The sequence below is a fragment of the Rufibacter hautae genome, assembly GCF_008271695.1.
GTDB classification, from domain to species: Bacteria; Bacteroidota; Bacteroidia; order Cytophagales; family Hymenobacteraceae; genus Nibribacter; species Nibribacter hautae.
Map to the genome: position 1 here is coordinate 909,396 of NZ_VKKY01000002.1, position 13,503 is coordinate 922,898.

Sequence of the window (13,503 nt, forward strand, 5' to 3'; positions counted from 1 at the left end):
TAATGGGCAGAGGAAAACTAGAGAAATTTGCAGTAAATGCTACCCGAACAAACGTGGTAGAACCAGGCAAAGAGAATTTTGAGAAACTGAAAGGCCACTGGAACCGTGACTTTTTCCTGAAAGAGCAACCGCTGGTGCTGGAGGTAGGATGCGGCAAAGGCGAGTACACGGTGGGCATGGCTCAGCTATTTCCCCACAAAAACTTCGTTGGAATTGATATCAAGGGCAACCGTATCTGGAAGGGGAGCTCCCTGGCCGAGGAAGCCGGATTGTACAACGTTGGTTTCCTGCGCATTTTCCTGGAGAACCTGGACCAGCACTTCGGGGAGCATGAGGTAGACGAGATCTGGATCACCTTCCCAGACCCGCAACCCCGTAAACGCGACATCAAACGCCGGCTTACTTCCCCGCGCTTCCTGGAGATGTACGAGCGTATGTTGAAACCCGGCGGCAAGCTCCACCTGAAAACCGACAGTGAGTTGCTCTTTGACTATTCACTAGAAGTGCTACAGGAACGACCAGCCTCCAATCTTCTTTATACCAAGGACCTCTACGAGTCTGACCTGCAGGAGCACACCATGGGAATCTACACCACCTTCGAGAAGAAGTACCTGGATCTGGGTGTCCCTATCAAATACCTGCAGTACCAGCTTTAATGTGCTAATGTTCTAATGTGCTGATGTGCTAAAGGGTTAATTTGAAGATTTGGAAATGTGCAGATGTGTAAATTTCTGAATGAGGTGATTCACCAGTTAGGTTTTTGATTCAGCCTTAGCATTGTAGGCAAGATATGCTGATTTTAAATAAAGAACCCTTTTGGGCCTGTTTTCATGAAAACTGGTCCTAAAGGGTTCTTTATTTTTTAGCCTTTTTCTTGTTGGATTTAAGGGTGTGCTCTACAACATTTTCAAATCTTCACATCCTCAAATCTTCAAATCTGCCATATTACCACATCAGCACATTGCCTCATTGGCACATTAATCAATCTTCTAGCTGCTCAAAAATCTCTTCCAGCTCATCAAAGTTCTTGAAGCCTGGGCGAATTTCCGTGCCGCCTTTTAGGGCGATGCCGGCCGGATGGATTTTTTCCAATGCCTCACGGGTGTTTTCCTTGGTCAGGCCGAAGCCCAGGAGGATGGGGTACTTTTTGGAAATATCGCGCAGGAAACGGAGGTTGGTATCATCAATGAAAGAGAAGTCCTCCGAGTCAATCAGGAAATATTCAACGTGTTGCTGGTAGGTTTCCAGTGTGCTGATGAGGTTTTCCTCCACGGTGTCTTTGTCAATGAGCACCCGCAGGATGATGGGCAAAGGCAAGTCGTCCAGTTCCTCTATAAAGTAAAGGCTGTTGAGTTGCAGCATGTCTACTTTATATTCCAGCAGCAGTTCCTCTAATTCCTGAGCGGGCAGATCGGTCACTTCGCCCACAAGTTTCACACCCGATACCCAACCAGAGATCTCTTTAAAGGCCTCTGGGGTCAAGTGCTGCGGTTGGCCGGGTTGCAGGGAAAAACCCAGCATTTCTACGCCCATTCCGGCGCAGTAACGGGCATCACTTAGGTTGGTAATCTGGTTGACAAGAACAATTGTATTAAGTGCCATGCTTGTTTTTTGCTTGTTTTCTGGGAAACGGCCCAATAGCGGGTGAATCCGGGGCCAAAAGTAAGCTGTTTAGGTTTTGTAGCCTACACCGGGTCCATCATTTTTGCGCAATTCTGGCCCTCGCCTTGGCTTATGCATCGTTAAACTTATTTTTTGTCCTCAGGGTTTTAGAAGGGGCTACAAGTAAGTGCTTGATCCTCAACGGGCGTAAAAGCGCCTTAAATTCACTATATTTGTAGCATTGTTTTTCGGCGGGACTGTGAATCCCGTTTTATTTCAGAAAAAATGAGTTCAAAAGGAAGAGTATTGGTCGCTATGAGTGGCGGCATTGATTCCTCTGTGGCAGCGGTGCTGTTGCACGAGCAGGGATACGAAGTAGTGGGCATGACCATGAAAACCTGGGACTACTCCAGTTCCGGGGGAAGCAAAAAGGAGACCGGCTGCTGCAGCCTTGATTCCATAAATGATGCCCGTGACATTGCGGTGCAGCTGGGTTTTCCGCATTATATAATTGACATCCGCGAAGAGTTCGGGGACTATGTGATCAACCATTTCACCGACGAGTACATTGCCGGCCGTACGCCAAACCCTTGCGTGCTGTGCAACACCCACATTAAATGGGATGCCTTGCTGCGCCGCGCCGATAAACTGGGTTGTGATTTCATCGCCACCGGGCACTATGCCAATATCCGGGAGGAGAACGGCCGGTATGTCATCTCCAAAGGGAAAGACCACAACAAAGACCAGTCTTACGCGCTGTGGGGAATCTCACAGGAAAGCCTGAGCCGCACCATTTTCCCGTTGGGGCAGCTGCATAAAACCGAGATCCGGCAGATGGCCATGGACCGCGGCTTTGATGCCCTGGTGAAAAAGGCCGAGTCTTACGAAATCTGCTTTATTCCGGATAATGACTACCGCGGTTTCCTGAAAAGGAGAGTACCCACCTTACAGGCGGAAGTGGCCGGCGGTGAGTTTGTGCTGGAAGACGGAACCGTGGTAGGCAAACACGAAGGTTATCCATTCTATACCATCGGGCAGCGGAAAGGTCTGGGCGTGGCGTTGGGTTACCCTGCGTTTGTAACCCGCATTGAGAAAGAAACGAATAGGGTAGTGCTGGGCAACTATGAGCAACTTGCCAAGAACGGCATGAACGTGGGCAAACTGAGCATGGGTAAGTACGAAAACGTGCATGGGCTACCTACTGAAACCATCACCAAAGTGCGTTACAATGACCCCGGTACCGCCGCTACCATTGAACAGGTTGGCGACAAGATGCTGGTGAAGTTCCATGCGGGCGTGAATGCCATTGCACCGGGCCAAGCAGCCGTTTTCTACGAAGGAGACGATGTGATTGGCGGCGGTTGGATTGAAACCAGCTTTATAGTAGACTAAGAAGTCAAACAGAATATATGAAACGAATCTTGCTCTTTGTGGTCCTGCTGACCAGCCTGCTTTCTTCCTGCGGAGACAATGAAATTACCCGAGATCTGGATAGGATGGGGTACCAGTATTATCCCTTGGAGGTGGGAAGGTTCTGGGTTTTCAATGTCACAGAGAACGAGTATTCCAGAAACCAGATCACCAAAACCACTACTTTCCAGACGCGTGAACTGATCAAAGACATCACCACCGACCAGACCGGGCGTGAGTGGTTCAGGGTAGAGGTGAGCCGCCGGAATTCTCCGGATGGTTCCTGGACAGTGAACGGTGTGAAGCTTATCTCCTTGTCTTCCTCAGACCTGCGCATTCTGGAAAACAACCAAACCACTGTGCACATGGTGTTCCCGGTGAAAGAAGGCTATTCTTTTGTTTCCAATGCCTTCAAAAATGAAGACCATGAGGACCCAGTTTACTTTACCTATACCAATTTAGGCAAGGCTTTTTTAGAAAACAGTCAAACGTATGAGAACACCTTAACCCTGGTGCAGGCTGAAAGCAAGACCTTTATTGAGCTGGAGAAAAGAAACGAGGTGTTGGCGCTAGGAGTTGGGCCGGTTAGCCGTACCAACAAGGACTACACCTATTGTGAAGATTCCTCGGGAGCCACTTGCCCCTATGGAGAGGACTACATCATAACCGGTTCAGACCGAGTGGAGACCTTGGAAAGCTCTGGTAAAGTGGACTAAAATCTATAAATCAAAAACAAAAAGCCTCGTTGTGGTTTCCACTTCGAGGCTTTTTGTTTTAAGCAAGACCTATTGGTTTAAAGCTTCTTTTCGTTAAAAGGGCTTAAAACGAAAAACATATAACCAGTTAAACCTGTCTACTACTTCTGATTGCTTTTTGTGGTTAGAAAGCGTTGCTTTGCATAACAAGAAAAACCCTCCTGATGCCTCATTTAATTGCTCCTTCCGTTTTGGCCGCCAATTTTGGTCAGTTAGACCGTGACGTTGAAATGCTCAACCAAAGCTCAGCTGATTGGATCCATGTGGATGTGATGGACGGCCGCTTCGTTCCTAATATTTCTTTCGGGTTTCCGGTGTTGCAGGCCATTCAGAAAGTGGCTCAAAAGCCCTTGGATGTTCACCTCATGATTGAGCACCCGGAACTGTACATTGAGCAATTCAGGGAAGGCGGTGCCGAGATCATCTCCGTGCACTATGAGGCCTGTCCGCATCTTCACCGGACCTTGCAGCAAATAAAAGCGTGCGGCGCCAAGGCGGGCGTGGCCTTGAACCCGCATACGCCGGTATCTCTGCTTTCAGAGGTGATCCAGGACATAGACGTGGTGATCTTGATGTCCGTGAACCCTGGTTTTGGCGGGCAGAAGTTTATTTCTAATACTTACCAAAAGATCAGAGAGCTGAAAGCACTGATCAATGCCAAAGGATCTTCCTGCCTCATTGAAATTGACGGAGGGGTAAATGAAGAAAATGCACCTTTGCTACTTTCTGCGGGGGCAGATGTGCTGGTAGCCGGGTCTTTTGTGTTCAACTCCCAGAATCCTACCCAAACCATCCAGGACCTGAAACAGATTACCTTCTAAGATATCATGCGCATGCGGACTGGTTGGTGTTGGGTAATCTTATTTCTACTGGGTTTGCCGGTCATGGCCCAGCAAGCGTTTTTGCAGGGGATTGTGCAGGATACGGTGCAAAAGCCGCTCATTGGTGCCACCGTCTCCTTGGAGGGTAAGAGTATTTCCACCTCCTCAGATGCCCGCGGCAGATTTAGTCTAAAGCTTGAGCCAAATACCCGGTATTGGCTTGTGGTGAGTTACATAGGTTACAAGACCAACCGGCAGGAAATTCAGGTACTGCCCCAAGAAAGAAGGTTTGTCACCGTAGAATTGCAGGAAGAAAACAGCCAGCTCACCGAGGTAAGGATTAAGGGCCGCCATGCGGAAGATACCCGAGACCAGGTGAGCATTACCCGGCTTGACCCGCGCCTCACGCAGACCCTTCCGTCACCCTTCCAGGAATTCAATAAAATTCTGCTCACGCTGCCCGGCGTCACCAGCAACAATGAACTGTCTTCCAGTTACTCGGTGCGGGGCGGTAATTTTGACGAGAACCTGGTATATGTGAACGGCATTGAAGTTTACCGACCCTTTCTCAACATCAGCGGACAGCAGGAAGGTCTCAGCTTCGTGAACCCCGATCTAGTGGAAGATGTCACGTTTTCCTCCGGAGGATGGCAGCCCAAATATGGTGACAAACTCTCTTCGGTGCTGGATATCCAATATAGAACCCCAACAAAATTCGCTGCCTCGGTTTCTGGTAGCCTCACGGGAGGATCTGTGCATGCAGAAGGAACTTCTCGTAAAGGCAGGCTCGGTTACCTGATAGGCGCACGCTATAAAACCGCGGCCTACGTGTTGAACAGCTTGGAAGTGCAAGGGGATTACCGTCCAAAATTCGCTGATGTGCAGACGTATCTCACTTATGACTTGTCTTCCAAAGAGCACCGGAACGCAGGACTCGAGGCTAAAACCCAGCTCAGCTTTTTAGGTAACGTCGCCAACAACAACTACCAGGTACGGCCCGAAACCCGGGAAACCTCCTTCGGGAACCAGTTCCAAATGCTGCGCCTGCTGGTGGGGTATGATGGCCAGGAGCAGATGCGTTACACCACTTACCAAGGCGGGCTAAGGTTGAAGCATGATTTCTCCTCAGACCTCCGGACCGAAATTATTTACTCGGGGTTGTATAGTCAGGAAAGGGAGTTCCGAGACTTGGAAGCAGGTTACCGCTTCTGCGACGCCATGCCCACGCCCGGAGTTTCGCCGTTCAACCGTTGTGCCGGAGAACGGGGAGTGGGCACCCGCTACGAGTATTCCCGTAACCGCCTGCGGGCTGCCTTACAGACATTGGAGTTCAGAACCACTTGGTTTCCTTCCAATAAAAACCAGTTTAGCGCCGGCATTAAAGGCAGCCGGGAGAACATCAGGGATGTATTGAATGAGTACTCTTTCCAGGATTCCTCTGATTATGTCTTTAACCTGGCCACTTTGCAGAGCGAGCAGGATCTTGCCTCCTGGCGCTATCAGGGGTTTGCCCAACACCAATGGAACATAGACAGCCTGAAGACCTTGACCTATGGACTTCGGTTTCATTATTGGTCAGTGAACAAGCAGTTTTCCGTGAGCCCCAGGATTCAGTACGCCATGCAGCTTCCAAGCCTGCCCGATTGGTCCTTTAAACTTGCTACGGGGCTTTATGTACAGGCTCCGCTTTACAGAGAGTTGCGAAATACCCAGGGTGAGTTGATCACTGGCCTGAATAACCAACAGGCATGGCACTTCATTTCGGGCACCGAGTACCGTTTTAAAAAGTGGGGACGGCCTTTTAAGCTCACCGCCGAGGCTTACTATAAATACCTGCCCTCGGTGATTCCGTATGAACAGGACAACATGCGCATCAGGTATTTGCCTCAGGTAAACGCCACCGCCTATGCCATGGGCGTTGATGTACGGGTGAACGGGGAATTTATCAAAGGAGAGGAATCCTGGTTTAGCTTGGGTTTGCTAAGAACGCGCGAGAATCTGATAGGAGACTCCACCATCACCACTGACCCACAAACCGGAAAGATCATCAAAAAGGAGCCCCGTGGCTATATTAGAAGACCCACGGACCAGCTGCTGAACTTTGGGGTTTTCTTTCAGGACCACCTGCCCAATAACCCTACCTTGCGCATGTACCTGAACATGGTATTCAGTACAGGGTTGCCATTCAGCCCACCAGGCAATATGAACCTGCGGAGCGGTTTCCCGGGACCCTCGTACAAACGGGTGGATATCGGCTTTTCCAAACTCATCACCATCAGAGGCACCGAAGGCTCAGGCAACTTCGGGCTCAAAAGCCTATGGCTAAGTCTGGAAGTGCTTAACCTCATTGCCGCTAACAACGTGATCTCCTACAACTATGTGCGTGATTTCAATGGCATTACTTATGCCGTTCCCAACTACCTGACTGGCCGGTTGTTCAACCTGCGTTTTATAGCCAAATTATAGAAAACGAGCAGAAAACAGGAGCCTAACACAGTACAGAAAACCATCAAAAACAGCGAGGCCGCCCTTACCTTAGGGGCGGCCTCGCTGTTTTTGGGTAAGAAAACTAAAAGGAAGCGTAAATCAATTGACCGCGAAACGCTTTTCCTTCCAGAGAACGGCGGCGTCTTCTATTTCGTCGGCGTAGGCCTCATAAGACTCTTTGGACTGTTTACCCAATTTCTGCGCCTTCTTGTTCAGTTCCAGAGCCTCTGCGTATTCATGCTTTTGGGCCAGCAGTTTGGCCTTTAGCCAGGTGTTGAAGAAGTTCTCCTCAATCTTGAGCGATTTATTTATCCATTCCAAGGCTAGCTCATGGTCTGAGTTCTGCTGAATAAGGTACCCCACGGCTTGGGCCAAGATAGCCCAATCTGAAGCTTTAGCAGAAGAAAGGGAATCTCTGATGAGCTTCAAGGTTTGGTTATGCGCGTCTACCTTTATGGGAATCACCAGTTGTTTGTTCGCCCAGTTCAACGTTAAACGGCCACTGTTAGGCGTAATGTCCTGAACAGAGTATTGGAGAGTCTCATGGAAAACAGACCATTGCGGATTAAAGGGAATCCGGACCAAATCCTGGCTGGCATCATAGCCATCGGTGCCCCACAGGCCTTTCTGCTTGCTCAAGACCAAAGACCAATTGCTGGAATCAGTGGGCAACACAAACAGAGTGTATGTACCGGCCGGAATATTATCCTGAGCAATCTTTACCTCGGTACTGAACTTGATGGTGGTGGCTTCATTGGCACCGGCGCGCCAAACTTTACCGTAGGGAACCAGTTTGCCCCAGATGTCGCGGTTCTTTACACCAGGTGCGCCATAGTTGATGGTGATATCGGTTACTCCAATGGTGTAGGTCAGGTTGGCTCTTGGGCTTGCCTGGGGTAATTTGAGCATGGTCTGAGCAAAGGCAGAGACAGTTAAGAGTAGGAGGGAAACCGCTATCAGGTATTTACGCATGGTTTATAGTTAGATGAACACTTAAAAAGCAGGGTTAATGGCACCAAAAGGTGGATAAACCTACCAAATAAGCAATAAATTTATCTTTTTCTATGTTTAATTTGTAAAATACAAATATCAAAAATTTGTCTGAACAAAACAAGTCAAAAAAGATGCCGTATCTGCTTGATTATAGGAAGAACGTACTACCTTTGAACTACATTATGAGCAGCACCTACAAAAATATCTCCCTTTCTATTGCCGCAACCGCGGTACACGGGGTGCATTGCCATCTTTTCCATCATTCCTCTTAGGAGGAATCAAATCATTATATCGTCCATTCCGGGGCAGGGCCCCATTTAAGCCGTCGCTTTTCTAAGAGAACAGCGAATCAGCTACTATCTTTGTTTTCCATTATACGCTATCCATAGCACCAACATACTCTATGATTCGGTTAGCCATCCAGAAATCCGGACGTCTTTCAGAGGACTCTTTGAAGCTTATCCGTGAATGCGGCATTTCCTTTATCAGTACTTCCTCCAAACTCAAGACCGAAGCCACCAACTTCCCGCTTGAAATTCTGTTCCTCCGCGACGATGACATTCCCGGCTACGTAGCCGACGGCGTGGCCGATATTGGCATTGTGGGCCAGAATGTGTTGGTGGAAGAAGGCTTGCAGCAGCTATCTGTCAAAAACCTGGGCTTCAGCAAGTGCCGTTTGTCTTTGGCAGTTTCCAAAGGAGACACCTATACCGATGTTACTTCTCTACAAGGCAAGAACATTGCTACTTCTTATCCCAACCTGTTGCAGGAATTTCTTACCTCTAAAGGCGTACAAGCCGATATCCATACCATTAGTGGCTCGGTGGAGATTGCCCCTAGCATTGGCCTGGCGGATGCGGTGTGTGACATTGTAAGTTCAGGCTCTACTTTGATCAGCAACGGTCTGCGGGAGGTGGAAACAGTTTTCAAATCGGAGGCAGTTCTGATAGCAAACCAAAACCTGGATGTGGAAAAGAACCGCCTGTTACAGCAGTTGTTGTTCAGGATGGAAGCAGTGCAGAAAGCGCAGAAGTCTAAGTACGTGGTGTTGAACGCACCCAACTCAGCCATTCCGCAGATCAAACCATTGTTGCCAGGTATCAAATCTCCAACTATCATTCCATTAGCCGAAGAAGGTTGGAGCTCACTGCACTCGGTGGTGAACGAAGACGATTTCTGGGACATTATCCAAAAGCTGAAAGAAGCCGGTGCCGAGGGTATTTTGGTGGTTCCAATCGAAAAGATGATTGGGTAAGTATGAAAACCTATCTATATCCTAAACTAGCCGAATGGGCAGCCTTAACGCAGCGACCAGTACAAAAGCTGGATCAGTTGCGGACAGGCGTGCAGCAGACTTTTGATCTGGTTCAGCAAAACGGAGATGCGGCTCTTGTTGAGTTAGCGGCTAAGTTTGATAAGGCAACGCTGCAAAGTGTATGGGTAACAGAGGAAGAAGTTGCCGCAGCTATCCCGCAAGTATCTGAAGAGTTAAAGGAGGCTATTGAGTTAGCATACAATAATATAAAGCGTTTTCATGAAGCGCAGCGTGAACCGGTACAACAGGTTGAAACCATGGCGGGTGTTACCTGCTGGCGGAAATCAGTAGGTATTCAGAAAGTAGGTTTGTACATACCGGGTGGTTCTGCACCTTTATTCTCTACGCTGCTCATGCTGGGTATTCCTGCCCAGATTGCCGGTTGCCGAGAGATCATACTTTCTACTCCGCCTAGCGCACACGGCTCTATTAACGCCACCATTCTCTACACCGCCAACAGACTCGGCATTAAACGCATATTGAAAGCGGGCGGAGCACAGGCAATTGCCGCTATGGCGTTTGGCACCGAGACTGTTCCGGCGGTAGATAAGATTTTCGGACCGGGTAACCAGTATGTAACCGCAGCTAAGCAAATGGTCACTCAAATGGGAGTAGCTATTGACATGCCAGCTGGTCCATCTGAAGTATTGGTCATTGCTGATGATACTGCGGATGCAAACTTCGTAGCTGCCGACTTACTTTCTCAAGCAGAACACGGCCCAGACTCACAAGTTGTTTTTGTCACCAATTCAGAAAATCAGCTCAAAAACGTACAGGCGGCCGTTGCAGACCAGGTAGCTAAACTTCCTCGTCAAACAGTAGCTGAACAAGCGCTGAATAACAGTATTGGGATAGTAGTGAATACGTTGGATGAGGCATTAGCTTTCTCTAACCTATATGCCCCGGAGCACTTGATTCTCTCTGTAGAAGCCCCAGAAGTACTGGCTGAAGGAGTTACGCAAGCTGGTTCCGTCTTCATGGGCCACTTTAGCCCAGAATCCGTAGGGGATTATGCTTCAGGAACTAACCACACGTTACCTACCAATGGCTATGCCCGCAACTATAGCGGTGTTTCCCTAGATAGCTTCGTGAAGAAGATTACGTTCCAGCAACTCACCCGTGAAGGTTTAGAGCGCATAGGACCTGCCGTAGAAACCATGGCTGAGGCCGAGGGGTTGCATGCCCATAAAAACGCAGTGACCATAAGATTGAATAAAATTTGAAAATGTGAAGATGTGAAAATTTGTAAATGGATTTTTACATCATAAAAAATGCTTTCAATTATTTGATTAATGAAGTAATGATTGGAGTAGGAGGAAACAGATAAATCATCGTCAAATCTCCTCATCTTCAAATCTCCAAATTTGATAAACATGTTTTCAATAGATAATTTCATTCGTCCGCACCTGAAGTCACTGAAACCGTATTCCTCGGCGCGTGACGAGTTTGAAGGCGAAGCCAGCGTCTATCTGGACGCAAACGAAAATAACCTGGGCAGTCTGGCAGGGGGCGTTGATTACAACCGCTACCCAGACCCTTACCAGAAAACCATCAAAGAAAAGCTGTCAAAGCTGAAAGGGGTTAGACCTGAGCAAATCTTCATTGGCAATGGTTCGGACGAAGCCATTGACCTGTTGGTGCGTCTGGTATGTGAGCCAGGCCGTGATGAGGTGTTGTTATTGCCACCTACCTACGGCATGTATGAGGTAAGTGCCAACATCCACAACATAGGCATCCAGCGGGTACCGTTAGATGAGCATTTTCAGCCTGTTTATGAAAAAATAGCCGAAAAGCATAACGAGCATACCAAGATCCTTTTCCTGTGCTCACCTAATAACCCCACCGGTAATATCCTGGAGCCAGCCACGGTAGAGAAGCTTATCCGCTCTTTCAATGGTTTGGTAGTAGTAGATGAAGCATACATTGACTTCACTGATTCACCTAGCTGGATTACCCGTTTAGACGAGTTCCCGAACCTGATGGTGATGCAGACGCTATCTAAAGCCTGGGGAATGGCCGGCCTTCGTTTAGGGATGGCTTTCGCTTCGCCGGAAATCATTGGCTACCTGAACAAGATTAAGCCGCCATATAACATCAACGTAGTCACGCAGGAGCTTGTAAGTGCTGCTTTAGATAAAACCGCGCAACTGGAGGATTTGCTTCATGTTATCATCCAGGAACGTACTCGTTTGGTAGAAGCTTTTGCAGCACTTTCGTTGATTGAAAAGGTGTACCCGTCAGATGCCAATTTTGTGCTGGTACAGGTGCAGAACGCCAATGAACTGTATGCCTACTTGCTAGATCGTGGCATAGTAGTTCGTAACCGTTCTACCCAACCGGGTTGCGCCAATTGCCTGCGCATCACCATTGGCACCCCTGCCGAAAACGATAATCTTTTAGAATCACTAAACGCCTATTCCGCCCAATAAGCCACTCTGTAAACCATGAAAAAAGTTTTATTCATAGACCGCGACGGTACCATTCTCCTGGAACCACCTACCGATTATCAGGTAGACTCTTTTGAGAAGTTCTCTTTCTACCCGAAGGTCATCCGTAACCTCTACAAGATATTTACAGAGCTGGACTACGAGTTTGTGATGGTGACCAACCAGGACGGCTTAGGCACAGATTCTTACCCTGAAGACACGTTCTGGCCCTACCAGAACAAGATGCTGGAGATTCTGGAAGGCGAGGGCATTCAATTCGCACACATCCACATTGACCACAGCTTTGAGCACGAGAACAGCCCTAACCGCAAGCCTCGCTTAGGTATGATGGGCAAGTACCTGACTGGGGAATATGACTTAGCAAATTCTTACGTGATTGGTGACCGCCTTACCGATGTGCAGATGGCTAAGAACCTAGGTTCTAAAAGCATCTTGCTACAGGAAGTAGCCAATGAAGATGCTTCCTTCATCAGTACTGATTGGGATGCCATTTACAACTTCCTGCGTTTACCTACTCGTAAAGCCACCATTCAGCGGAACACCAATGAAACGCAAATTAGTGTTGAAATCAACCTGGACGGCGAAGGTAAGTCAGACATGCAAACGGGGGTTGGCTTCTTTGACCACATGCTGGATCAATTGGCTCGTCATTCAGGGGTAGACATGCGCATTCACGTGAAAGGTGACCTGCACATTGACGAGCACCATACCATTGAAGATACTGCATTGGCTTTAGGTGAAGCCTTCGCGCAAGCCATTGGCGAAAAACGCGGCATTAACCGTTACGGCTTCCTTTTGCCCATGGATGATGCCTTGGTACACGCTGCCATTGACTTCTCAGGTCGCCCTTGGTTGGTGTGGGATGCTAAGTTTAACCGTGAGAAAGTAGGAGACATGCCCACTGAAATGTTCATGCACTTCTTTAAATCCTTCTCAGACACTTCTAAGTCTAATCTAAACATCAAGGCTGAAGGCGAGAACGAACACCACAAAATTGAGGCTATCTATAAAGCCGTTGCCAAAGCTATTAAGATGGCGTTAGTGCGTGACGTGAACAAGATGGAAATCCCTAGCACTAAAGGCGTTCTATAATGAAAATCGTCATAGTAGATTATAAAGCGGGTAACGTGCAGAGCGTGCTTTTCGCCTTGGAGCGATTGGGCGCACAAGCAACCGTTACCTCAAATGCCGAAGAGATTCAGTCAGCTGATAAGGTGATTTTCCCGGGTGTTGGCGAGGCTTCCTCGGCTATGCGGGCGCTGAAAGTTAATAACTTAGATCTGCTGTTGCCAACGCTTACGCAGCCCTTTTTAGGCGTTTGCCTGGGTATGCAGTTGTTGTGCCAGCACTCTGAAGAAGGTGATACCGAGATGCTCGGAATCATTCCGGTGCCGGTGAAAAAATTTGAAGCAGCTGTGAAAGTGCCGCACATGGGTTGGAATAATCTGCATCACCTCAAAAGTGATTTATTCACTGGTATTAAGGAAGATGAGTACGCTTACTTCGTGCATAGCTTCTATGCGCCGGTAACAGAGCACACCATTGCGCAGAGCTCTTACCCAGAGCCATTCAGTGCCGCCCTGCAGTACAAAAACTTCTACGCGGTTCAGTTTCATACCGAGAAAAGCGGCCCTGCGGGAGCGCACATTCTCCAGAACTTCTTAAATCTCTAA

At 48.4% G+C, this 13,503-nt stretch carries 12 protein-coding genes; 10 read left to right on the top strand and 2 right to left on the bottom strand.

Translation table 11 applies throughout. From position 1 onward, the window contains the following. Positions 1-2: 2 nt before the first annotated feature. On the top strand, positions 3-656 hold the full coding sequence (gene trmB / locus FOA19_RS12605; protein ID WP_149091164.1) for a tRNA (guanosine(46)-N7)-methyltransferase TrmB: 654 nt from the start codon (positions 3-5) through the stop codon (positions 654-656). A gap of 325 nt (positions 657-981) precedes the next feature. Here trmB and trpF read toward each other — a convergent pair whose 3' ends face one another. Continuing rightward, positions 982-1,602: a phosphoribosylanthranilate isomerase gene (gene trpF, locus FOA19_RS12610; RefSeq protein ID WP_149091165.1), complete on the bottom strand. Its 621-nt coding sequence runs from the start codon at positions 1,600-1,602 to the stop codon at positions 982-984. Between the two features lie 285 nt (positions 1,603-1,887). Here trpF and mnmA point away from each other — a divergent pair, with 285 nt between their 5' ends. From mnmA to FOA19_RS12630, 4 genes are all read left to right on the top strand, one after another. Beyond that, positions 1,888-2,994, top strand: a complete 1,107-nt coding sequence (mnmA, locus tag FOA19_RS12615; RefSeq protein WP_149091166.1) for a tRNA 2-thiouridine(34) synthase MnmA — start codon at positions 1,888-1,890, stop codon at positions 2,992-2,994. A 17-nt stretch (positions 2,995-3,011) separates the two neighbouring features. Next, on the top strand, positions 3,012-3,728 hold the full coding sequence (locus FOA19_RS12620; protein ID WP_149091167.1) for a hypothetical protein: 717 nt from the start codon (positions 3,012-3,014) through the stop codon (positions 3,726-3,728). Between the two features lie 203 nt (positions 3,729-3,931). Continuing rightward, positions 3,932-4,588, top strand: coding sequence for a ribulose-phosphate 3-epimerase (gene rpe / locus FOA19_RS12625; protein ID WP_149091168.1), 657 nt, complete (start codon positions 3,932-3,934; stop codon positions 4,586-4,588). 6 nt (positions 4,589-4,594) lie between these two features. Then, entirely contained in the window at positions 4,595-7,054 is a 2,460-nt protein-coding gene (locus FOA19_RS12630; protein WP_223808876.1) for a TonB-dependent receptor, read from the top strand. Between the two features lie 120 nt (positions 7,055-7,174). Here FOA19_RS12630 and FOA19_RS12635 read toward each other — a convergent pair whose 3' ends face one another. After that, the gene (locus tag FOA19_RS12635) at positions 7,175-8,047 is read right to left on the bottom strand and encodes a DUF2911 domain-containing protein (RefSeq protein WP_149091169.1); all 873 of its coding nucleotides are present in this window, start codon (positions 8,045-8,047) and stop codon (positions 7,175-7,177) included. 424 nt (positions 8,048-8,471) lie between these two features. Between FOA19_RS12635 and hisG the strand changes: the two genes are divergently transcribed. The 5 genes from hisG to hisH all read left to right on the top strand — a co-directional run bounded on the left by hisG (position 8,472) and on the right by hisH (position 13,503). Beyond that, complete coding sequence (gene hisG, locus FOA19_RS12640) at positions 8,472-9,323, top strand: ATP phosphoribosyltransferase (protein WP_149091170.1); 852 nt, start codon at positions 8,472-8,474, stop codon at positions 9,321-9,323. 2 nt (positions 9,324-9,325) lie between these two features. Next, positions 9,326-10,606, top strand: coding sequence for a histidinol dehydrogenase (hisD, locus tag FOA19_RS12645; protein ID WP_149091171.1), 1,281 nt, complete (start codon positions 9,326-9,328; stop codon positions 10,604-10,606). A gap of 150 nt (positions 10,607-10,756) precedes the next feature. Next, positions 10,757-11,812: a histidinol-phosphate transaminase gene (gene hisC, locus FOA19_RS12650; RefSeq protein WP_149091172.1), complete on the top strand. Its 1,056-nt coding sequence runs from the start codon at positions 10,757-10,759 to the stop codon at positions 11,810-11,812. A gap of 15 nt (positions 11,813-11,827) precedes the next feature. Beyond that, entirely contained in the window at positions 11,828-12,922 is a 1,095-nt protein-coding gene (gene hisB / locus FOA19_RS12655; RefSeq protein WP_149091173.1) for a bifunctional histidinol-phosphatase/imidazoleglycerol-phosphate dehydratase HisB, read from the top strand. Continuing rightward, positions 12,922-13,503 carry an imidazole glycerol phosphate synthase subunit HisH gene (gene hisH / locus FOA19_RS12660; RefSeq protein ID WP_149091174.1) on the top strand — a complete coding sequence of 194 codons (582 nt, stop codon included), beginning with the start codon at positions 12,922-12,924 and terminating at the stop codon, positions 13,501-13,503. Before hisB ends, hisH begins: the two co-directional genes overlap by 1 nt.

What these genes read in the sequence shown, in the direction of transcription:
- trmB (WP_149091164.1), top strand. Translation starts at nt 3, where the DNA reads ATGGGCAGAGGAAAACTAGAGAAATTTGCAGTAAATGCTACCCGAACA.
- trpF (WP_149091165.1), bottom strand. Translation starts at nt 1,602, where the DNA reads ATGGCACTTAATACAATTGTTCTTGTCAACCAGATTACCAACCTAAGT.
- mnmA (WP_149091166.1), top strand. Translation starts at nt 1,888, where the DNA reads ATGAGTTCAAAAGGAAGAGTATTGGTCGCTATGAGTGGCGGCATTGAT.
- FOA19_RS12620 (WP_149091167.1), top strand. Translation starts at nt 3,012, where the DNA reads ATGAAACGAATCTTGCTCTTTGTGGTCCTGCTGACCAGCCTGCTTTCT.
- rpe (WP_149091168.1), top strand. Translation starts at nt 3,932, where the DNA reads ATGCCTCATTTAATTGCTCCTTCCGTTTTGGCCGCCAATTTTGGTCAG.
- FOA19_RS12630 (WP_223808876.1), top strand. Translation starts at nt 4,595, where the DNA reads ATGCGCATGCGGACTGGTTGGTGTTGGGTAATCTTATTTCTACTGGGT.
- FOA19_RS12635 (WP_149091169.1), bottom strand. Translation starts at nt 8,047, where the DNA reads ATGCGTAAATACCTGATAGCGGTTTCCCTCCTACTCTTAACTGTCTCT.
- hisG (WP_149091170.1), top strand. Translation starts at nt 8,472, where the DNA reads ATGATTCGGTTAGCCATCCAGAAATCCGGACGTCTTTCAGAGGACTCT.
- hisD (WP_149091171.1), top strand. Translation starts at nt 9,326, where the DNA reads ATGAAAACCTATCTATATCCTAAACTAGCCGAATGGGCAGCCTTAACG.
- hisC (WP_149091172.1), top strand. Translation starts at nt 10,757, where the DNA reads ATGTTTTCAATAGATAATTTCATTCGTCCGCACCTGAAGTCACTGAAA.
- hisB (WP_149091173.1), top strand. Translation starts at nt 11,828, where the DNA reads ATGAAAAAAGTTTTATTCATAGACCGCGACGGTACCATTCTCCTGGAA.
- hisH (WP_149091174.1), top strand. Translation starts at nt 12,922, where the DNA reads ATGAAAATCGTCATAGTAGATTATAAAGCGGGTAACGTGCAGAGCGTG.